Below are 24,952 nucleotides of genomic sequence, written 5' to 3'. Positions count from 1 at the left end.
CGACAATGACTGAAAAACACATTCAAGACGCCTATCCGCTAAGCTACACCCAAATGGGCATGTTGTATCACCAACAATTAAACAAACAAGATGCTGTCTATCATGACATCATTATACAAAAAGTTGCATTGCCGCTAGATATCGAACGCTTGCAAAGTTGTATTGATGAAATTGTTGATGCTAACGAAATTTTGCGATCAACTTTTGAACTTGGTCGATTTAAACAGTCACTCCAGCTTGTTCACCGTCTATTTAGCATTCCTGTTGAAGTTATAGATCTTACAGACAAACAAGGTGACGAATACAAAGACGCCAAATTATCTTGGATTGCATCGGAAAAAGAACGAGGTTTTGAACTTGAATCATCCCCACTTTTTCGCGTGTTTGCACTCCAAAAGGTGCAAGACAGTTTTGAAATTGTGTTTAGTTTTCACCACGCCATTTTGGATGGTTTTAGCGTTCGCAGTCTTACCACTGAATTGTTGCGATGCTACCAGTTGGCATTGGAAAACAAAGAATATCAAGTGAAAAAATCGGCTACAAAATACAGAGATTTTATAGCCGCAGAGAAAAAATCAATAAATAGTAAAGCGACTCAAGAATATTGGAATAAGCTTTTATCCAATCATACCCTGTCTGAAGTAAAAAGTGCTTCAGTTCATGACGATTTTGATGATTCACAGCGACATGCTGCTCAAATAAAAATTGCTGATAAGACCGCTCATAAACTGGAGTTACTCAGGCAAGCACTGGGCGTGTCATATAAGTCTCTACTGCTAACTGCACATCAACGCGCCATTTCCGCTTTGAGCGGAAAGAAAGATGTCATAAGTGGCTTGGTTGTTAACGGCAGACCAGAAAAACTAGGTGCTGAATCTGTACTCGGTCTATTTTTAAATACCGTTCCGTTTCGAACAAAAATTGAAAAGCAATCGTGGTCAGAATTGATCAAAGATATTGCAGAGTCTGAAACTGAGCTGCTTCCTCACCGAAGATATCCTCTTGGATTACTCAAAAAGGAGCACAATGGAGCGGAATTTTTCAATCACATCTTTAACTATACTTCATTTGATGAGTCTTCACATTTAGAAAAACAAGATCTAGACGATGTAAGAGGCTTTGAGAAAACCAACTACGCATTCACTGTTCAAGCTACCTATAATAAAAGTGATAAGCGTCCAGAAGTTTTTATCGAGTTGGACAAATCATCGTACACAAGTAATGATCTCAAACGTTTCATCGGTGTTTATGAATCGATCTTAAATCGCATGGCAGAAGCACCAGAATCGACTTGTTGCCACCTGGAACTGAAGTACGATAATCAACAACAACCCGTTATTTTTCAAATAGATTCCATCGTATCGCTGTTTGAACAAGCGTGTCAGCGCTTTGCTACTAACACTGCTCTTAGCTTCAAACAGCAAAGCCTTAGTTATCAACAACTGGATATGGCCAGTAATCGCATCGCTCATGGCCTCATCGCCAAGGGCGTGCAACGAGGCAAACTCGTTGGTGTGTGTTGTGAGCATAGCAACGATCTCATAGTCACCTTACTTGCGATACTAAAAACCGGCGCCGCTTATATTCCAATCGACCCTAAACAAGCGCTGGAGCGCCAAGTCGATATTTTAGAAGACGCTAAACCAGCTTTGGTTATCGTGCAAGATCGGCTAGAAGCCTGGGGGGATGGCATTGCTCAATACACCAGCGGAGAAATCGCAGTTGATAACGAGCAATCAGTGGATGTTCAGGTCAGTGAACAAGACTTGGCCTACGTGCTATACACCTCCGGCTCTACTGGGCGTCCCAATGGGGTGAAAGTTACCCACAATAATGTTAGCCGACTGTTTAAATCTACCCACACTTGGTTTGAGTTTGATCACACCGATGTATGGACTTTGTTCCATTCCTACGCCTTCGACTTTTCTGTATGGGAAATGTGGGGAGCATTATTACACGGCGGCCGCTTAGTTATCCCTGAGCGTCACATTACGCGTGATCCGCAAAGCTTTGCCCAACTGGTTTGTGAGCAAGGCGTGACTGTACTCAATCAAACGCCCACGGCCTTTTATGCGGTCATGCCGCATTTGATAGCGCAGCGAGATAAACATCAATTACGTCAGCTTGTCTTTGGTGGTGAAGCGTTGGAGTTATGTAAGTTATTGCCATGGTTTGACGCAGGTAATGCTTGCGATAATACACGCTTGGTGAATATGTATGGTATTACTGAAACCACCGTACACGTAACATACCGGCCCGTCACACGAGACGATTGTGTTCGTCCTGATGCAGGAAGCCTAATCGGTCAAGCATTGCCAGATTTAGATATCCAGTTGTTGGATGAATGGCAACAGCCGGTCCCCACGGGTGTCCCGGGTGAGATTTACATCCGAGGAGCAGGGGTCAGTGAGGGTTATCTAAACCGCCCAGAGTTGACATCACAACGTTTTGTACATTTGCCAGATAGCGAGTGTTGCTGGTATCGCTCAGGAGATATAGCCCGTCGCCTGGATAACGGTGATATTGAATATTTGGGGCGATGTGATCATCAAGTAAAAATTCGCGGCCATCGTGTAGAGTTGAGTGATATTAGTCGTCAGCTATTGAAGCTGGACGGCATCAATGATGCTGTGGTGATAATGTATCACACGGCACAGAACGAGCCCTTGCTAAGTGCCTACTATACTGGCACTCCCATAGAATCCCCAGAACTAAGCGCGTATTTACACGCTTACTTACCCGAATATATGGTGCCGGTTGCCTATGTACATATTGAGGAAATGCCCTTAACCATTAATGGCAAACTGGATCAAAAAGCACTCCCTGCGCCCGGGTTATCGGACCGAATAGGCAGTGGTGAGCTACAAGCACCACGCTCAGCGATAGAAAGCTTATTATGTCAGATTTGGCAAGAGGTGTTAGGCCTCAAAGAGATAGGCATTAATTTAGGTTTTAGCGCCTTAGGAGGGGATTCGATTTCGAGTTTGCAAGTGGTAGGCAAACTGCGTAAACAAGGTTATCAGCTATCGCTACAGGATTTGTTTCAATATCAAACCATAGAAGCGGTTGCACTGCATGTTGTGCAAAATGATGCCGACGAGCGCTATGCTGCGTTTGACTTAATTGACCCAGTATCGCGAGCACAACTTCCTGATACCATCGAAGATGCCTACCCTGTCAGTCAATTACAGCAAGGAATGCTATATCACAGTCGTCGTTCACCAGGAGACGGTGTCTATCATGACATAGTGCATTATCCAGTCGACTTGAGCTTCGATGCTGCCTGCCTGAAAGCGACGCTAGATAACTTAACATCGCGTCATGACATGCTGCGCACACAAATCGCTTTGGATACTTATGAGCAACCACTGCTGCTTGTGCATAAAACAGCTGAGGTTGAGCTTCAGATATATCAAATAGCTGAAAATGAACACACATCTGCATTATCACAATGGTTAGCCAAAGAGCATGCGCGAGGCTTTGCGCCAGAGGATTATCCGTTGTTGCGGGTGGCTGCTCATGTAGTGTCTGAAGACAAATTTATTCTCAGTTTCAGTAACCATCACGCGATTGTTGATGGTTTGAGTGAAGCCAGTTTAATTGCAGAGCTATTGTCTGAATATCGCCGTCGTTTATCGAATGACTGGGTTGAGGCGGCGCCATTGCAAGCAAGTTATCGTTCTTTCATTGCGATGGAGCAACAGGCCTTATCTGATAAAGCACACAAAGCATATTGGACGCACTTAGACGGAGTAACGGTCAGTCAAGTGCAGCTAGCCGCCGCCGATGAGCCACAGGCCGATGAGCATGTACTTGAGTTATCGCTTTCAGATGCCGTGTCATGCAGTTTGGGAAGTGAGCTATCAAGCGCATTGCGAGCGCTTGGACAACGCAGTGGTTACTCGTTAAAAACACTGCTTCTTAGTGCGCATCTAAAGGCTCTATCCTTAGCTTGCGCAAGTGAGCGTGTGGTAACAGGGGGGTCGTTTCACGGGCGTCCAGAAGTTATAGATAGTGAAAAAGTACTTGGTTTATTTGTCAGCATACTCCCGGTGTGTGTTGAGTTGCCGAAGGGCAACTGGTTAAGCTTAATTGAAGCGGTGGATAAACACTGTCGAGAAATAGAGCGCCATCGCTTTTATCCCTTAGCTCAGATAAAACGAGATCTGGATGGCCACGCCTTGTTTGATGTGTCATTTAACTATACGCAGTTTAATGTGCTGTGGCAGGATGACAGTGAAGCTGGGACACAACTGAATAATCAACGTGGGGGCATCGCTGAAAATAGCCTTCCCTTTAACGTCAACGTGCAATCGTATCCCGACCGCGATGATATTTATTTCTCTGTAGAGACTCTCAAGGAGCATTACCCAGTAGGGGTAGGACTAAGTTATAGCCGGTTGTATCGTCAAGTGCTCGATCGCATGGCGAACAATACTGATCAGTCTCACAGACAGATTTTTACTAATGAACTATCCACAAAAGAGCTATCAGAATATCAAGCAGATTCCATCGTATCGCTGTTTGAACAAGCGTGTCAGCGCTTTGCTACTAACACTGCTCTTAGCTTCAAACAGCAAAGCCTTAGTTATCAACAACTGGATATGGCCAGTAATCGCATCGCTCATGGCCTCATCGCCAAGGGCGTGCAACGAGGCAAACTCGTTGGTGTGTGTTGTGAGCATAGCAACGATCTCATAGTCACCTTACTTGCGATACTAAAAACCGGCGCCGCTTATATTCCAATCGACCCTAAACAAGCGCTGGAGCGCCAAGTCGATATTTTAGAAGACGCTAAACCAGCTTTGGTTATCGTGCAAGATCGGCTAGAAGCCTGGGGGGATGGCATTGCTCAATACACCAGCGGAGAAATCGCAGTTGATAACGAGCAATCAGTGGATGTTCAGGTCAGTGAACAAGACTTGGCCTACGTGCTATACACCTCCGGCTCTACTGGGCGTCCCAATGGGGTGAAAGTTACCCACAATAATGTTAGCCGACTGTTTAAATCTACCCACACGTGGTTTGAGTTTGATCACACCGATGTATGGACTTTGTTCCATTCCTACGCCTTCGACTTTTCTGTATGGGAAATGTGGGGAGCATTATTACACGGCGGCCGCTTAGTTATCCCTGAGCGTCACATTACGCGTGATCCGCAAAGCTTTGCCCAACTGGTTTGTGAGCAAGGCGTGACTGTACTCAATCAAACGCCCACGGCCTTTTATGCGGTCATGCCGCATTTGATAGCGCAGCGAGATAAACATCAATTACGTCAGCTTGTCTTTGGTGGTGAAGCGTTGGAGTTATGTAAGTTATTGCCATGGTTTGACGCAGGTAATGCTTGCGATAATACACGCTTGGTGAATATGTATGGTATTACTGAAACCACCGTACACGTAACATACCGGCCCGTCACACGAGACGATTGTGTTCGTCCTGATGCAGGAAGCCTAATCGGTCAAGCATTGCCAGATTTAGATATCCAGTTGTTGGATGAATGGCAACAGCCGGTCCCCACGGGTGTCCCGGGTGAGATTTACATCCGAGGAGCAGGGGTCAGTGAGGGTTATCTAAACCGCCCAGAGTTGACATCGCAACGTTTTGTACATTTGCCAGATAGCGAGTGTTGCTGGTATCGCTCAGGAGATATAGCCCGTCGCCTGGATAACGGTGATATTGAATATTTGGGGCGATGTGATCATCAAGTAAAAATTCGCGGCCATCGTGTAGAGTTGAGTGATATTAGTCGTCAGCTATTGAAGCTGGACGGCATCAATGATGCTGTGGTGATAATGTATCACACGGCACAGAACGAGCCCTTGCTAAGTGCCTACTATACTGGCACTCCCATAGAATCCCCAGAACTAAGCGCGTATTTACACGCTTACTTACCCGAATATATGGTGCCGGTTGCCTATGTACATATTGAGGAAATGCCCTTAACCATTAATGGCAAACTGGATCAAAAAGCACTCCCTGCGCCCGGGTTATCGGACCGAATAGGCAGTGGTGAGCTACAAGCACCACGCTCAGCGATAGAAAGCTTATTATGTCAGATTTGGCAAGAGGTGTTAGGCCTCAAAGAGATAGGCATTAATTTAGGTTTTAGCGCCTTAGGAGGGGATTCGATTTCGAGTTTGCAAGTGGTAGGCAAACTGCGTAAACAAGGTTATCAGCTATCGCTACAGGATTTGTTTCAATATCAAACCATAGAAGCGGTTGCACTGCATGTTGTGCAAAATGATGCCGACGAGCGCTATGCTGCGTTTGACTTAATTGACCCAGTATCGCGAGCACAACTTCCTGATACCATCGAAGATGCCTACCCTGTCAGTCAATTACAGCAAGGAATGCTATATCACAGTCGTCGTTCACCAGGAGACGGTGTCTATCATGACATAGTGCATTATCCAGTCGACTTGAGCTTCGATGCTGCCTGCCTGAAAGCGACGCTAGATAACTTAACATCGCGTCATGACATGCTGCGCACACAAATCGCTTTGGATACTTATGAGCAACCACTGCTGCTTGTGCATAAAACAGCTGAGGTTGAGCTTCAGATATATCAAATAGCTGAAAATGAACACACATCTGCATTATCACAATGGTTAGCCAAAGAGCATGCGCGAGGCTTTGCGCCAGAGGATTATCCGTTGTTGCGGGTGGCTGCTCATGTAGTGTCTGAAGACAAATTTATTCTCAGTTTCAGTAACCATCACGCGATTGTTGATGGTTTGAGTGAAGCCAGTTTAATTGCAGAGCTATTGTCTGAATATCGCCGTCGTTTATCGAATGACTGGGTTGAGGCGGCGCCATTGCAAGCAAGTTATCGTTCTTTCATTGCGATGGAGCAACAGGCCTTATCTGATAAAGCACACAAAGCATATTGGACGCACTTAGACGGAGTAACGGTCAGTCAAGTGCAGCTAGTCGCCGCCGATGAGCCACAGGCCGATGAGCATGTACTTGAGTTATCGCTTTCAGATGCCGTGTCATGCAGTTTGGGAAGTGAGCTATCAAGCGCATTGCGAGCGCTTGGACAACGCAGTGGTTACTCGTTAAAAACACTGCTTCTTAGTGCGCATCTAAAGGCTCTATCCTTAGCTTGCGCAAGTGAGCGTGTGGTAACAGGGGGGTCGTTTCACGGGCGTCCAGAAGTTATAGATAGTGAAAAAGTACTTGGTTTATTTGTCAGCATACTCCCGGTGTGTGTTGAGTTGCCGAAGGGCAACTGGTTAAGCTTAATTGAAGCGGTGGATAAACACTGTCGAGAAATAGAGCGCCATCGCTTTTATCCCTTAGCTCAGATAAAGCGAGATCTGGATGGCCATGCCTTGTTTGATGTGTCATTTAACTATACGCAGTTTAATGTGCTGTGGCAGGATGACAGTGAAGCTGGGACACAACTGAATAATCAACGTGGGGGCATCGCTGAAAATAGCCTTCCCTTTAGCGTCAACGTACAATCGTATCCCGACCGCGATGATATATATTTCTCGGTTACAACCCTTAAGGAGCATTACCCAGCAGGGGTAGGACTAAGTTATAGCCGGCTGTATCGTCAAGTGCTTAGCCAAATGCTTCAGCATACCCAAAGCGCTCACGATAATGTGGTATCGGAGTCTGATTTAGCGTCCTTGAGGCAATGGAATGACACGGGTGCTCCGCTTGTGCAGTGGTGTTTGCATGAGTTATTTGAAGGGCAAGTGCGTGCGCGTCCACAGGCCATTGCTGTCACTTATGGACAAACGTCGCTCACGTATGCTCAGGTGAATGCTCAAGCTAATCAGCTGGCTCGCTATTTACAAGCGCAGCGTCAAGTAAGCGCTGAGACATTGGTGGGTGTTTGCCTCCCTCGTTCTTTTCAACTGCTCGTGGCAATACTGGCTGTGTTGAAAGCTGGCGGCGCCTATGTGCCGCTGGATCCCACCTACCCCACAGAGCGTTTGAGCATGATGCAAAAGGACGCGGACTTACATACGATTGTGACCAGCCATGAGTTGGATAGTCAAAGCTGGTTAAGCAGTGCGGAACAAGTGGTCATCGACAGTGAGCAGGTGCAATCTGCACTGGCTGAACAAAGCATGGACGATTTACGATTGCCTTGCAAACCCGAGCAACTGGCATACGTAATGTACACGTCAGGCTCTACTGGCATGCCTAAAGGGGTCATGGTAGAGCATCGCAATGTTGCGTCTTTGGTATGTGATGTCCATCACATTGATTTAACCACACAGACAAAGACGTTGCTGCATTCCCCCATCTGTTTTGATGCAGCCACCTTTGAAATTTGGGCGGCATGGTTAAATGGCGGATGTATTGCCGTGCATCAAGGCAATTCAGCAGATGTAGAGGCGTTAGCCAGTAGCATCAAGTGTTTTGGTGTTAGCACACTTTGGATGACATCAGGCCTATTTGATGTATTCAGCGAGCTTGTGCAATACCCTCTACCCGCACTCCAGCAACTTTTGGTAGGAGGGGATGTTGTCAATCCACAGGCAGTGCGAGCGGTACAAAAACGCAACCCACAGCTGCAGTGTTTTAATGGATATGGGCCCACTGAGAACACGACCTTCAGTACCTTATATCGTATCCCTGATGAGATAAGTGATACCACAGCACTCCCCATTGGACAGCCTTTGGACAATCGACAGTGCTATGTGCTCAACACCCATCTTCAAGCGCTACCGATTGGCGTCACAGGCGAGCTATATGTTGGTGGCGCCGGAGTGGCTCGCGCCTATCTCAACCGAGAAGACTTGACCGAGCAGCGCTTTATCGACAATCCATTTTACGACCCAGCGCAAACGGGCAGCAGCCGCAAACTATACCGCACAGGCGATTTAGTGCGCTGGCAAGCGGACGGTCAGCTCTATTATCTGGGGCGCAATGATTTTCAAGTCAAACTGCGCGGCTTTAGGATCGAGTTAGGCGATATAGAAAATGCATTGCTCAAGCAAGAGGGGGTCAAAGAAGCACTGGTGCTAGCGCAAGAGAGTCCTGCGGGTAAGCATTTAGTGGCCTATTATCGGGCAAAAGAAAGGTTTAACAGTGATGTGCTTCGCCAGCGCTTAAGCCAGCAACTTCCTGATTACATGCTGCCGCAGTATTTGATCAATGTCGCGCAGTTCCCCTTAACTGCCAACGGTAAGATAGACCGTAGCGCATTGCCTGCGCCTCAACTTCAAGAGACACAGGCTTATGAAGCACCGCAGGGACAGACAGAACAAGCGTTGGCTGACATCTGGAAAGAGCTGTTGGGGATTGAGCGAGTTAGTCGGCATGACAACTTCTTTATGCTCGGTGGGCATTCGCTTTTGGTCACTCGACTATTGAAAAAAATAAACGAGAAATTCAAGGCTAAATTGTCTCTCAATGACCTTTTGGCACTTCCTACTTTAGTGAGTCAAGCAGACTCGATTGATACACATCTTTGGTTAGCTGATTCGGCAAAAACAACGTCTGATCACGGAGAGGTTCTTAAACTATGAGCATCCAACAGTTATTAAAGACACTGAGAAATAGTGGCGTAAAAATAAAGCTTTCAGAGCAGAACTTGGTATGCCAACTACCAGAAAATGGGATAGATGATGATCTTAAAGATTCGCTTATCTCTCGCAAAGAAGAGATCAAAGCCTACTTACAGCAAAACAATACCGGATTGTTATCACAGGTAGTGAAATCAAATCGGAGCTCAATTGATGAGAATAGTGGTGTTCCTTTGTCATTTAATCAACAGATACTTTGGACGGATCAACAGGTTCATGGAACCAGAAATGCCTTTCATATGCCGTTTGCGTTCAAACTAAAGGGTAGCCTTAGTAAAAATGCACTTCAGGAAGCGTTAAACCAACTGATACAGCGTCATGAAATTTTGAGAACCGTGTATCGAGCAAATGAAAATGGTGTCGCACAGCAATATATTAAAGCTCAGAGTAAGATCACATTAAACGACATCGACTTAACTAATCATCAAGACAAAGAAAAAACGCTTATTGACTTACTCAAAGCTGACATTCAGACACCCTTTGATTTATCAAAAGACTCGATTATAAGAGCCACGCTTTTTGCACTTGGTGACAAGGAATACGTATTTCTCATCACGCTTCACCATATTGCATCTGACGGTTGGTCAATGGGCATTCTGCTTCAGGAGCTAACGCAGATTTACAATGGAATTGTGGAAGGCAATCCGCAAGTGCTTCCTGAACTGTCGTTGCAATACTCTGACTATGCAATATGGCAGAAAAATTGGTTCAATAGTGAGGAAGGAACTCGTTCAATAGAGTATTGGAAATCACAATTAGATAATTTGCCAACAATTCACGGCTTAACGCTAGATTATCAACGTCCAGAAACACAAACATTCAATGGATTGACTTACAAGTCTATTATAAAAAATACAGAAATGCGTGCGCTTAAGCAATTATGCCAGCAGGAAGGGGTGACGCTGTTTATGGGCTTGCATGCAATAATAAGTATTATGCTAGCCAGATTCAGTGGCGAAAACGATATCGTGGTTGGAGCCTCGGTAGCAAATCGCAATCAGCCTGAGCTCGCTGGCCTGATTGGTTTTTTTGTAAATATGTTGGTGCTTAGAAGCTCAATTGATGAAGGTCAGACCTTTAGACAATTCTTACACCAAAGCAAAGAGGTCCTCAACGAGGCATATACCCATCAACAAGTTCCCATTGCAAAACTTTTAGAAACACTCAAACCGGTAAGAAGTTTAAGTCATAACCCACTCTTTCAAATTGTGATGGTATTGCAAAACAATGATCAAAGTGAGGTGAATTTTACCGATCTCGAAGTTGAGGCCATGTCACCCGATCAAGAGGGTTCAAAATACGATTTAACACTTGGAATGTTGGATACCGACGATGGATTGGTGCTTAACTGGGAATACAACAATGACTTGTTTGCTGAATCGTCGATTCAGAAGATGGCTGAGTACACAATGCACCTTGTTGAATCGTTCATGCTCAAGCCTGACTCACCAATATCTGAAATTAATTGTGTCGATAAAACAAATATTGAGCAATTGAAGCATTGGCAAGGAGAGGCCTCGCACGAAAGCGGTGATGTGTGGCAAGCGTTTGAGGCGGTGGTGAAGTCGCAACCCGATGGGATAGCGGTGCGCGAAGGCGAGCGGCAAGTGAGCTACCAAGCTCTGGCAGAGCGTGTTGCACAGTGGAGCAGTGTGCTGCAAGCAGAAGGAGTGAGCAGCGGCGAAGCGGTTGGCGTGTTGCTAGAGCGTGGGGTGGATGCCATTACGGCTATCTTGGCCATTGTGCGCTGCGGAGCGCGTTATGTGCCCTTGGATAAAGGCTACCCGGACACCCGGATTGCATCGATGTTATCGACTGCGGGAGTGAGTGTAGTGCTCACAGACGGAAGTGAGCATGAAGGGATGAAAGGCGCGCGCAGCTTGGCGCTTCAGGATATTGACAAGCGCCGCTGTGCCCCGTGTGAAGCAGTTTCGCGTAGCGGGGTCAGTGGCTTATACGTGATGTATACGTCAGGCTCTACCGGCACGCCCAAAGGGGTGCAAGTGCCCGATGGTGCGGTACTGCGTCTGTGTCGTCAGCCGACCTTATCGCTCAGTGCACAAGACACGCTTTTATTGCAGGCTCCGCTGGTGTTTGATGCGTCGACGTTGGAGTTATGGGGCGCATTGCTCAACGGTGCCACGGTGGCGATAGGACAAGGCGGGGCCATGAGTGTGCCTCGGCTAGCACAAGATATCGAGCAGTATGGTGTGAGCGTATTGTGGTTGACCGCCTCGCTGTTTCATGTGGTCATGGACGAACAGCCAGACGCCTTATCCGGTCTACGCTGCTTAATTGCCGGAGGAGATACGCTATCAGGTCGTCATGTCAGTGAATATCTTGGCGCGGATGCGTCAAGGAAGTTGGTCAATGGCTATGGCCCCACAGAAGCGACCACGTTTAGCTGTTTATATGCAATGAATACACATGATGCACATCAGGATGTTCCCATCGGGTATCCGCTTGCCCAAAGCAGCTGTTATGTATTGAATGACGCGGCTCAACGCGTGCCTTTGGGCGTACCGGGCGAGTTGTATGTGGGGGGCGCAGGTCTGGCGGATGGCTATCTGGGTGAGAGTGTAAAAACGGCTTTGGCCTTTGTGCCCAACCCTTATGGACCGGCTGGTTCACGGATGTATCGAACGGGGGATAGAGTCAGGTACAACGCGGCAGGAGCGCTGGAGTTTTTAGGGCGTCAGGATGCACAGGTAAAAATTCGCGGTTATCGGATTGAGCTTGGCGAAATCAGCCATGCGTTGGATAGCTATGAAGGGCTTGTGCACGCATTGGTGTGGGTGGACGAAGAGGGCGGTCATAAGCGTTTGATGGCTGCGGTCAGTGGTGAGGTTGATGCTGTTGAGGTGCAAGGGTATTTACGCGATAGCCTGCCTGACTACATGCAGCCACATCGTGTGCACGTGTTATCGCAGATGCCGCTGACTATCAACGGTAAAATCGATAAAGCGCAGGTGATGCGTATGCTGGCTGCGCAGGACAAAGAGAGCCAAGGCGAGTCGGCAGCGCAGCCCGCGTCTGAGCTGGAAGCGAGACTGATTGCTATCTGGGAAGATGTCTTGCAAGTGGACAGCGTGTCACGTCACGACAGCTTCTTTGAATTGGGTGGCGACTCTATCTTGAGTATTCAACTGGCCGCACGAGCCGCCGCAGACGATATCCATTTCTCGTTGGAAGACTTGTTTGAGCACGACACGGTTGCCGCCTTGGCAAAGGCTATTGGTCAAGAGCAGACCACAGATACTCATCATCAGCAAACGCAAGCCTTCGAGCTGATTGATAAGGAGCTGGCCGCTCAGCTACCTAATGAGATTGAAGATGCTTATCCCGTCAGTCAACTACAGCAGGGTATGCTCTACCACAGTTTCCTAGGAGAAGGTAAAGGCATTTATCACGATATTATTCACTATCGTATAGGATTGCCGTTTGCTCGGGATGCTTTTTTTCAAACCATTAATATTTTAACAGAACGTCATGCCGTGCTTAGAACAGGTATTGATCTTGAGTCCTATGCATGTCCATTGCAACTCGTGCATAAAGCGCTCTCCCCTACGATTGAAATATATGAAAACGAAGACGATCTCAAAAATACATTAGATAGATGGCAGGAAAAAGAGTTAGCGCTAAGCTTTGAAAAAAATTCGAAGTCGTTAATTAGATTCGCAGCATTTACATCGAGTGAAGACGAATTCTACTTCGGATTGAGTTTTCACCATGCCATATTGGATGGGTGGAGTGAGGCCAGTCTTACCGCCGAATTTTTAACTACGTACGAAAAAATATTGAAGAAGGAATGGCAGGCTCAAACTGAATTAAACCTAACATATCGCGACTTTATAAAACATGAATTAGAAGCGATTAATGATAAATCGCAAGCAGACGCGTGGACTGCACTTAGAGACATTGAGTTGTCGCGAGTCAAATTGCCAGATGCCGGTCCTGAGAGAGAAAACGAAGCAGTAAGCGAATCTCAATCTTCTTTAGCTGTGTCCAGTGCTATTAGCGGTGACGAATCAAAAGCACTGCGCGATTTGGCAAAAGAATTTGGATGTAGTCTCAAAACAATAATGCTGAGCATTCACCTTAAAACATTGGCGTTGGCAAGTAACCAAACAAACGTTGTTTCCGGTGTTTCATTTCACGGGCGTCCTGAATTGTTGGATAGCGAAAAAGTTCTTGGCCTATTTGTGAATATATTGCCCTTGGCTGTTAATACCGAACAAGGGTCCTGGAAGTCATTAGTGTGTGCTGTTGAACTTGCATATAAGGAAATAATGCAACGTCGCTTTTATCCCTTAGCTCAGATAAAGCGAGATTTGGATGGCCACGCCTTGTTTGATGTGTCATTTAACTATACGCAGTTTAATGTGCTGTGGCAGGATGACAGTGAAGCTGGGACACAACTGAATAATCAACGTGGGGGCATCGCTGAAAATAGCCTTCCCTTTAGCGTCAACGTGCAATCGTATCCCGACCGCGATGATATTTATTTCTCGGTTACAACCCTTAAGGAGCATTACCCAGCAGGGGTAGGACTAAGTTATAGCCGGCTGTATCGTCAAGTGCTTAGCCAAATGCTTCAGCATACCCAAAGCGCTCACGATAATGTGGTATCGGAGTCTGATTTAGCGTCCTTGAGGCAATGGAATGACACGGGTGCTCCGCTTGTGCAGTGGTGTTTGCATGAGTTATTTGAAGGGCAAGTGCGTGCGCGTCCACAGGCCATTGCTGTCACTTATGGACAAACGTCGCTCACGTATGCTCAGGTGAATGCTCAAGCTAATCAGCTGGCTCGCTATTTACAAGCGCAGCGTCAAGTAAGCGCTGAGACATTGGTGGGTGTTTGCCTCCCTCGTTCTTTTCAACTGCTCGTGGCAATACTGGCTGTGTTGAAAGCTGGCGGCGCCTATGTGCCGCTGGATCCCACCTACCCCACAGAGCGTTTGAGCATGATGCAAAAGGACGCGGACTTACATACGATTGTGACCAGCCATGAGTTGGATAGTCAAAGCTGGTTAAGCAGTGCGGAACAAGTGGTCATCGACAGTGAGCAGGTGCAATCTGCACTGGCTGAACAAAGCATGGACGATTTACGATTGCCTTGCAAACCCGAGCAACTGGCATACGTAATGTACACGTCAGGCTCTACTGGCATGCCTAAAGGGGTCATGGTAGAGCATCGCAATGTTGCGTCTTTGGTATGTGATGTCCATCACATTGATTTAACCACACAGACAAAGACGTTGCTGCATTCCCCCATCTGTTTTGATGCAGCCACCTTTGAAATTTGGGCGGCATGGTTAAATGGCGGATGTATTGCCGTGCATCAAGGCAATTCAGCAGATGTAGAGGCGTTAGCCAGTAGCATCAAGTGTTTTGGTGTTAGCACACTTTGGATGACATCAGGCCTATTTGATGTATTCAGCGAGCTTGTGCAATACCCTCTACCCGCACTCCAGCAACTTTTGGTAGGAGGGGATGTTGTCAATCCACAGGCAGTGCGAGCGGTACAAAAACGCAACCCACAGCTGCAGTGTTTTAATGGATATGGGCCCACTGAGAACACGACCTTCAGTACCTTATATCGTATCCCTGATGAGATAAGTGATACCACAGCACTCCCCATTGGACAGCCTTTGGACAATCGACAGTGCTATGTGCTCAACACCCATCTTCAAGCGCTACCGATTGGCGTCACAGGCGAGCTATATGTTGGTGGCGCCGGAGTGGCTCGCGCCTATCTCAACCGAGAAGACTTGACCGAGCAGCGCTTTATCGACAATCCATTTTACGACCCAGCGCAAACGGGCAGCAGCCGCAAACTATACCGCACAGGCGATTTAGTGCGCTGGCAAGCGGACGGTCAGCTCTATTATCTGGGGCGCAATGATTTTCAAGTCAAACTGCGCGGCTTTAGGATCGAGTTAGGCGATATAGAAAATGCATTGCTCAAGCAAGAGGGGGTCAAAGAAGCACTGGTGCTAGCGCAAGAGAGTCCTGCGGGTAAGCATTTAGTGGCCTATTATCGGGCAAAAGAAAGGTTTAACAGTGATGTGCTTCGCCAGCGCTTAAGCCAGCAACTTCCTGATTACATGCTGCCGCAGTATTTGATCAATGTCGCGCAGTTCCCCTTAACTGCCAACGGTAAGATAGACCGTAGCGCATTGCCTGCGCCTCAACTTCAAGAGACACAGGCTTATGAAGCACCGCAGGGACAGACAGAACAAGCGTTGGCTGACATCTGGAAAGAGCTGTTGGGGATTGAGCGAGTTAGTCGGCATGACAACTTCTTTATGCTCGGTGGGCATTCGCTTTTGGTCACTCGCTTAAATCACAAATTTCGCTCAGCATTCGATATTGAAATACCACTTTCTACCTTAATTGCAGCGAGCGACCTTAAAGCACAGAGCACACTGGTAGAGCACTATTCTATCTTGGCAAATAATCAGAGTTTGATATCAGATGCAGATAAGGTGGAGGAATTGTCATGGTAAACATATGCCAGGTAATTACCACACTTAACAGCAATGGTATAAGCATCTTTGCAGAAGATGGAAAGCTAAAAACACGCGCTGGAAAAGACTGCGTTACAAAAGAACTAGCTCAGTTGATTCGTCAAAACAAGGATGAGTTACTCGACTTTTTAAGTGCATCATCTGGCGAAAAAACGGCTCATCAACTAGTTCATATCGCTTCGAACGAGGCGCCATTATCTTATGCCCAACAGCGCTTATGGATATTGGATCAAATGGAGAGCGGCAGTCAATACAACATGCCATTTGCGCTTCGCCTGTCTGGACAGCTAAACGCACAAGCACTTCAGTGCGCCCTGAACACTATCGTGAGTAGACATGCCATATTACGCACCTGTTATCGCATTGATAAAAACGGTGAAGCATATCAACAGCTAAGGGATGTTTGTGACGTAGAGCTGCAATGGCATGACTGCAATCCGCAGTCGCTGTCCAAAGCGATCGAAGACGAGGCGCAACGACCGTTTGATTTAGGTCACGATCTGATGCTTCGAGCAAAAGTGTTATGCACAGCGCCTGATGAGTATGTCCTGTTATTGACAATGCACCACATCGCATCAGATGGCTGGTCCATGGGGATATTCTTACAGGAGCTAAGCGCGTCTTACAATGCAATGCTGGTCAATCAAAGAGCAAGCTTGCCAGAATTGCCTGTGCAATATGCTGACTATGCTCGATGGCAAAGGACATGGCTACAAGGTGAGGTATTAGAGCAGCAATTGTCCTATTGGACAGAGCATTTGGCAGACCTGCCAGTTGTACACAATTTACCTTTGGACAAGCCTCGCACGACGCAAGCCAGTTTTAATGGCGGTCAACATGTGCAATCTCTTCCATACAACACGCAAGAGAAATTGCGCACCTTGTGTCAGGCTCAAAATGCAAGCTTATTTATGGGCGTACAAGCGTTATTTGCAGCCTTTTTATCTCGTTATAGTGGTGAAAGCGACATTGTCATGGGCACACCCACGGCGAATCGAGAGCAAAGTGAAATCGCTGGATTGATAGGGTTTTTTGTCAACACCTTGGTGTTGCGAAATCAGATTGATGCTGAGCAGCAATTGAGCGATATCATTAGTGCCAGCCGTCAAATGCTGCTAGACGCTTATGCGCACCAGCAGGTACCGTTTGAAAAAGTGGTTGAAGCCTTACAACCGGAGCGCACGACGCAACATAGTCCTTTATTCCAAATCATGCTGTCTTGGAGTCATCATGGTGAAGATGCTGCTTTAGATTTGGATGGTTTGAGTGTTGAGCCGATAGGCAGTCAGACGAGTTCTGCTAAATATGAATTGTCGTTGACCGCTGGGGAATCAGAAGAAGGCTTGGTGTTGGCCTGGGAATACAATAGCGATGTATTTAACGGCGAGACTATTGCCCGTATGGCTACGCACTTTAATCAATTTGCAAGTGCACTTATCCATCACTCTGAGCTATCGGTGGGACGTGCGCCGATGTTGAGTAAAGATGAGCAGGCTCAGTTTGAGCGCTGGAATGCAACACAATCGCCTGTGCCCAGTCTTTGTCTACATGAACAATTTGAAAGTCAAGCGCTAGCGCACCCCACTGCAATTGCCGTTACCTGTGAGCATTTTCAACTAAGCTATTGTGACTTAAATGCACAAGCTAATCAGTTGGCGCGTTATTTACAGGCGCAGCGTCAAGTAAGCACAGAAACACTGGTGGGTATTTGTCTACCTCGCTCCCCACAGCTGCTGGTGGCGATACTAGCGGTATTGAAAGCCGGCGGTGCCTATGTCCCGCTTGACCCTACATACCCACAAGAGCGCTTAAAGCAGATCCAAGAGGATGCACAACTTGCCACGGTAATCACCTCAGAATCAATAGCAACAGACGGTTGGCTAGCCCGGCATCAGCGCTTGGCGATAGATGAGCCTTCAATACAAATCGGTATCTGTGACTTACCCATCGACAATCTAGCAAGGCCATGTAACCAAGAACAATTGGCTTATGTGATTTACACCTCCGGCTCAACCGGAAAGCCAAAAGGCGTTATGGTGGAACATGGCAATGTAATGGCCTTGTGCGACTGGCACATTAATGAATTCAATTTATCTGCATTATCTGTGGGCACCCAAACTGCGAACACAGCATTTGATGCATCAGTTTGGGAGATTTGGCCTTACCTTCTAAGCGGCGGGAGTTTGGTGCAAATATCAGACGAGCGATTATTTAATATTGATTCGTTGCCTAGATTCCTAAATAGCCATTCGGTTACGCACTGCTTTTTAGTCACGCCAATTGCTGTTCAATTCATGCAAAGCGAAGAGCTGGCCGAAAGTACACTACAATATTTACTAGTTGGCGGTGATGCACTTTCAGCAAAAGATATCCCGCAATTACCCTTCACTCTTGTCAATAATTACGGGCCCACGGAATGCACTGTCGTGGCTACCTCGACAAAGGTGGTTTCTGTCACCGACAATGTAAGTATCGGAAGACCGATACGCAATACAAGCGTCTATGTTCTTGATCAACAGATGCAGCTAGCACCGATTGGCGTCACAGGCGAGCTATATGTTGGTGGCGCCGGAGTGGCTCGCGCCTATCTCAACCGAGAAGACTTGACCGAACAGCGCTTTATCGACAATCCATTTTACGACCCAGCGCAAACGGGCAGCAGCCGCAAACTATACCGCACAGGTGATTTAGTGCGCTGGCAAGCGGACGGTCAGCTCTATTATCTGGGGCGCAATGATTTTCAAGTCAAACTGCGCGGCTTTAGGATCGAGTTAGGCGATATAGAAAATGCATTGCTCAAGCAAGAGGGGGTCAAAGAAGCACTGGTGCTAGCGCAAGAGAGTCCTGCGGGTAAGCATTTAGTGGCCTATTATCGGGCAAAAGAAAGGCTTAACAGTGATGTACTTCGCCAGCGCTTGAGCCAGCAACTTCCTGATTACATGCTGCCGCAGTACTTGGTCAATGTCGCGCAGTTCCCCTTAACTGCCAACGGTAAGATAGACCGTAGCGCATTGCCTGCGCCTCAACTTCAAGAGACACAGGCTTATGAAGCACCGCAGGGACAGACAGAACAAGCGTTGGCTGACATCTGGAAAGAGCTGTTGGGGATTGAGCGAGTTAGTCGGCATGACAACTTCTTTATGCTCGGTGGGCATTCGCTTTTGGTTACTAGACTGACTGTTCACTTGCAAAAGCATTTAAATGTCAATTTAAACGCAAAAAGTATATTTGAACGCCCAAAACTTTGTGAGCTGGCTCGACATATTGATACGTCAACGCAACAGACCAGCTACCCAGCAATTACACCATCAAAGGATTTAGTGAAAGCGCCATTATCTTATGCCCAACAGCGCTTATGGATATTGGATCAAATGGAGAGCGGCAGTCAATACAACATGCCATTTGCGCTTCGCCTGTCTGGACAGCTAAACGCACAAGCACTTCAGTGCGCCCTGAACACTATCGTGAGTAGACATGCCATATTACGCACCTGTTATCGCATTGATAAAAACGGTGAAGCATATCAACAGCTAAGGGATGTTTGTGACGTAGAGCTGCAATGGCATGACTGCAATCCGCAGTCGCTGTCCAAAGCGATCGAAGACGAGGCGCAACGACCGTTTGATTTAGGTCACGATCTGATGCTTCGAGCAAAAGTGTTATGCACAGCGCCTGATGAGTATGTCCTGTTATTGACAATGCACCACATCGCATCAGATGGCTGGTCCATGGGGATATTCTTACAGGAGCTAAGCGCGTCTTACAATGCAATGCTGGTCAATCAAAGAGCAAGCTTGCCAGAATTGCCTGTGCAATATGCTGACTATGCTCGATGGCAAAGGACATGGCTACAAGGTGAGGTATTAGAGCAGCAATTGTCCTATTGGACAGAGCATTTGGCAGACCTGCCAGTTGTACACAATTTACCTTTGGACAAGCCTCGCACGACGCAAGCCAGTTTTAATGGCGGTCAACATGTGCAATCTCTTCCATACAACACGCAAGAGAAATTGCGCACCTTGTGTCAGGCTCAAAATGCAAGCTTATTTATGGGCGTACAAGCGTTATTTGCAGCCTTTTTATCTCGTTATAGTGGTGAAAGCGACATTGTCATGGGCACACCCACGGCGAATCGAGAGCAAAGTGAAATCGCTGGATTGATAGGGTTTTTTGTCAACACCTTGGTGTTGCGAAATCAGATTGATGCTGAGCAGCAATTGAGCGATATCATTAGTGCCAGCCGTCAAATGCTGCTAGACGCTTATGCGCACCAGCAGGTACCGTTTGAAAAAGTGGTTGAAGCCTTACAACCGGAGCGCACGACGCAACATAGTCCTTTATTCCAAATCATGCTGTCTTGGAGTCATCATGGTGAAGATGCTGCTTTAGATTTGGATGGTTTGAGTGTTGAGCCGATAGGCAGTCAGACGAGTTCTGCTAAATATGAATTGTCGTTGACCGCTGGGGAATCAGAAGAAGGCTTGGTGTTGGCCTGGGAATACAATAGCGATGTATTTAACGGCGAGACTATTGCCCGTATGGCTACGCACTTTAATCAATTTGCAAGTGCACTTATCCATCACTCTGAGCTATCGGTGGGACGTGCGCCGATGTTGAGTAAAGATGAGCAGGCTCAGTTTGAGCGCTGGAATGCAACACAATCGCCTGTGCCCAGTCTTTGTCTACATGAACAATTTGAAAGTCAAGCGCTAGCGCACCCCACTGCAATTGCCGTTACCTGTGAGCATTTTCAACTAAGCTATTGTGACTTAAATGCACAAGCTAATCAGTTGGCGCGTTATTTACAGGCGCAGCGTCAAGTAAGCACAGAAACACTGGTGGGTATTTGTCTACCTCGCTCCCCACAGCTGCTGGTGGCGATACTAGCGGTATTGAAAGCCGGCGGTGCCTATGTCCCGCTTGACCCTACATACCCACAAGAGCGCTTAAAGCAGATCCAAGAGGATGCACAACTTGCCACGGTAATCACCTCAGAATCAATAGCAACAGACGGTTGGCTAGCCCGGCATCAGCGCTTGGCGATAGATGAGCCTTCAATACAAATCGGTATCTGTGACTTACCCATCGACAATCTAGCAAGGCCATGTAACCAAGAACAATTGGCTTATGTGATTTACACCTCCGGCTCAACCGGAAAGCCAAAAGGCGTTATGGTGGAACATGGCAATGTCGTCAACTACACACAACACATGGCGGACTATTGTCAACTGAGTAAAGACGACCGCATTTTGCAGTTTACCACCCCTAATTTTGATGTATTTGTTGAAGAGTACACCTCTGCTCTTTGCAATGGCGCGTCCCTTGTGCTGCGCGATACAACGTGTGCACAAGGCAGTTTCGATTTTCGAGCTTTTGGCGCTAAGCACAAGCTCACGATGGTCAGCTTACCAACAGCGTTTTTCCATGAGCTGCAAAGTCAAGGCAATAAGTGGGTGTGGCCGCAACTGCGCGTTGTGATAGTAGGCGGAGAAGCCCTTAACTTCCATCAAGGAAAGGATTTTTGTGATCAGTGTCCAAATGTAAACCTGATAAACGCGTACGGGCCATCTGAAACCACCATTAGTGCAACCATGTTTAGGGTTAATGAGAATGTAGGCAATGCAATGCCAATCGGGTTGCCAATTGCAAACAACTCTGTATATGTGTTGGATGAACATATGCATCTTGCACCGATTGGCGTCACAGGCGAGCTATATGTTGGTGGCGCCGGAGTGGCTCGCGCCTATCTCAACCGAGAAGACTTGACCGAGCAGCGCTTTATCGACAATCCATTTTACGACCCAGCGCAAACGGGCAGCAGCCGCAAACTATACCGCACAGGCGATTTAGTGCGCTGGCAAGCGGACGGTCAGCTCTATTATCTGGGGCGCAATGATTTTCAAGTCAAACTGCGCGGCTTTAGGATCGAGTTAGGCGATATAGAAAATGCATTGCTCAAGCAAGAGGGGGTCAAAGAAGCACTGGTGCTAGCGCAAGAGAGTCCTGCGGGTAAGCATTTAGTGGCTTATTATCGGGCAAAAGAAAGGCTTAACAGTGATGTGCTTCGCCAGCGCTTGAGCCAGCAACTTCCTGATTACATGCTGCCGCAGTATTTGGTCAATGTCGCGCAGTTCCCCTTAACTGCCAACGGTAAGATAGACCGTAGCGCATTGCCTGCGCCTCAACTTCAAGAGATACAGGCTTATGAAGCACCGCAGGGACAGACAGAACAAGCGTTGGCTGACATCTGGAAAGAGCTGTTGGGGATTGAGCGAGTTAGTCGGCATGACAACTTCTTTACGCTCGGTGGGCATTCGCTTTTGATGATTCGCTTGCGCGCAGAAATAGAAAATAAATGGTACTGCACTGTTTCTGCCCAGCAGCTGTTAAGCAAGCCTGCATTGCGTTCACAGGCAGAATTGATTGCTTCGCAGAAATCACAAGATCTCACGGTCTGTCACTTATTAAAATCAGGTAAATCGAGTCGAAAAGCGTTCATTATACATCCCATTGGCGGCGACACTCTTTGCTATCACAGATTCGTCTCGAACTGGACAAGTGAAATAAACTTGTACGGAGTTTGTCATCCAGGATTGGTCGAACGTGCTGTCGACTATGAGAATATGGATTTATCACAATTAGCTAATTACTACGTGGATGAAATACTCAAGATACAGAGTAAAGGGCCATATTATTTGATGGGATGGTCTTTAGGTGGTGTATTGTGCCTTGAGATAGCACGTCGCTTATACATCCGCGGAGCAAAGGTAGACTATCTCGGTCTCATGGATAGCCATTGGCATGTGAGAACGAATCAATCTTTCGACGCGGCAATTGAAATTCCCAATTTCTGCTCAAGTGTTTTCTCAAAAGAAGACTGGCAGCGATTTGATCAAGAACATCAGATTGAATCGCTTTGTCTGGCGACTGGTTTGAGCACAGAGCAACAGCGGGCGATCGTTTGGTCTGGTATCCGCTGCCTTGAACAGTATTCCCTCACTACAGATTTTTACATAAACCACATTCAATACTTCTCTGCTGTTGAACCCATTGAGATTCAAGAGACAAAAACACCTTGTTTGAAACAGCTGCAGTTAATCACGAATCAGCGCGAAATTGTAAAACTTCACTCTACGCATTACGGCATTGTTGAAGCCCCTTTCGCATCATTAATAACTGACAAAATGATCAAAGCTATTCATACAAGCAATCCTCAATTATCTCGCAAATACGAGAATGCAATTCACGAAAATAGCCTTTTAAAGGAGCAAAAAAATGACTGAATCTGTTTACTTAAAAACAAATGTAAAAGTAGAACCTCTTTGGAACAATTGGTACGCATGGCCGTTATTGTTGCAACCGGCAACTGCTGGATGCATAACAGCAAAACTGCATCTGCGGATCTTAGATTCGTATCTACAGGCACCTCATATTCACAAGGCGGCATCGAAAAATCCTGCCATGCGCGGCGGTCCATTTATGGACTATTCTGGCGGCATTGAAAAGGTTACTAAACTGGTTAACCATACCCGAAGCGAGGCAGCTGACCTGATAAAAATATCAGAGGCATTAACCGAACTTAATACGCTTTTGACCGAAGAGGCTCAGGGTTTTTCACTCGCAGAATTATATGAAAAGATACCGGACATACTTAAAGGCTATGTTGAGTTAGGTTATGATTTAAACAATAACCCATCATTTCGCCTTATAGAGCCTCTGCTCTACGATAGTCCGTACTATAAGCCGGAAATGCAATCAATTCAGCTATCGTTCATCGAAGGTGATGACCGTTCGTTTGTCCTTAGTACACCAAGATTTCCTGATGATGCTGAGTTGAATTTGCCCATGCCCTTCGACGATCCTCTAGTCGACCGTTTGTTTCGAATGAAATACGAAGCCGGCAGTATAGATATTTGTGACGAGATCAAAGCACGATTCTCACTGGATGAAAAACAGACAGAATATTTGCGTTCATTTTTTACCAGTGAGGCACCACCAGAACCCGCAAAATTACCGGAAAAAGGGTTAAGAATCAGATACTTTGGGCACGCTACCGTGCTATTGGAGACGCCTGAAGTTACGATCATGACTGATCCAGTAATCAGCTATAAATTCGACAATGCTACTGCTCGTTATGATTACATGGATTTGCCAGAAAAAATCGATTATGTGGTATTAACGCATAGCCATCAAGACCATGTAATGTTCGAAACCTTACTACAGATTCGGCACAAGATTGGCACCATTATTGTTCCGAAAAATAATGGAGGTACATTGCAAGATCCATCCCTTCGCTTTGTGTTAAAAGCCGCTGGTTTTAAAAATGTAATTGAGATGGATGAAATGGATGAATTAAGTCTTCCTGACGGAAAAATCATGGGACTGCCATTCTTTGGTGAGCATGGCGATCTGCACATCCGTTCAAAACTTGCATTTTTCTTCGAGTTTTTCGGCACAAAAGTATTGTGTGCAGCCGACTCTAATAATATCGAGCCAAGAATGTATGAACACCTCCATCGTATCGTGGGAGATATTGACTACATATTTATTGGCATGGAGTCTTCTGGCGCTCCCATGTCGTGGCTCTACGGCCCTCTTTATCCTAAACCCCTTGATCGCAAAATGGACCAATCTCGACGCTTAAATGGCTCTGATAACAATAGAGCTCAAGGGATAGTCGAGCAATTTTCTCCTAAACAAGTCTTTGTTTATGCGATGGGGATGGAGCCTTGGCTAACTTACATTTCAAGTATTTCTTATGATGAGACTTCAGGTCCCATTGTCGAATCTAACCAGTTTATTGATTTTTGTGCTTCACGTGACATAGGAGCAGAGCGCCTCAACGGGCAAAGAGAATTCGTAGTCTGTTGA

At 46.7% G+C, this 24,952-nt stretch carries 4 protein-coding genes; all 4 read left to right on the top strand.

The features are described 5' to 3' along the window. The first annotated feature begins 5 nt into the window (after nucleotides 1-5). The 4 genes from PN836_RS10880 to PN836_RS10865 are packed head-to-tail and all read left to right on the top strand — an operon-like array spanning nucleotide 6 to nucleotide 24,952. A complete protein-coding gene (locus PN836_RS10880; protein WP_395338241.1) occupies nucleotides 6-9,494 on the top strand; it encodes a non-ribosomal peptide synthetase in 9,489 nt (3,162 codons plus the stop codon). Then, on the top strand, nucleotides 9,491-16,060 hold the full coding sequence (locus tag PN836_RS10875; protein WP_395338240.1) for an amino acid adenylation domain-containing protein: 6,570 nt from the start codon (nucleotides 9,491-9,493) through the stop codon (nucleotides 16,058-16,060). Before PN836_RS10880 ends, PN836_RS10875 begins: the two co-directional genes overlap by 4 nt. Further along, the gene (locus tag PN836_RS10870; protein WP_395338239.1) at nucleotides 16,054-23,364 is read left to right on the top strand and encodes an amino acid adenylation domain-containing protein; all 7,311 of its coding nucleotides are present in this window, start codon (nucleotides 16,054-16,056) and stop codon (nucleotides 23,362-23,364) included. The genes PN836_RS10875 and PN836_RS10870 overlap by 7 nt, the downstream gene beginning before the upstream one ends. Next, nucleotides 23,357-24,952, top strand: a complete 1,596-nt coding sequence (locus PN836_RS10865; protein ID WP_395338238.1) for an MBL fold metallo-hydrolase — start codon at nucleotides 23,357-23,359, stop codon at nucleotides 24,950-24,952. Before PN836_RS10870 ends, PN836_RS10865 begins: the two co-directional genes overlap by 8 nt.

Origin of the sequence: Ningiella algicola, assembly GCF_028401415.2 — a bacterium.
Lineage (GTDB): Bacteria > Pseudomonadota > Gammaproteobacteria > Enterobacterales > Alteromonadaceae > Glaciecola.
The sequence above is the reverse complement of the archived record's forward strand: the minus strand, read 5'-3'. Positions and strand labels throughout refer to the sequence as shown.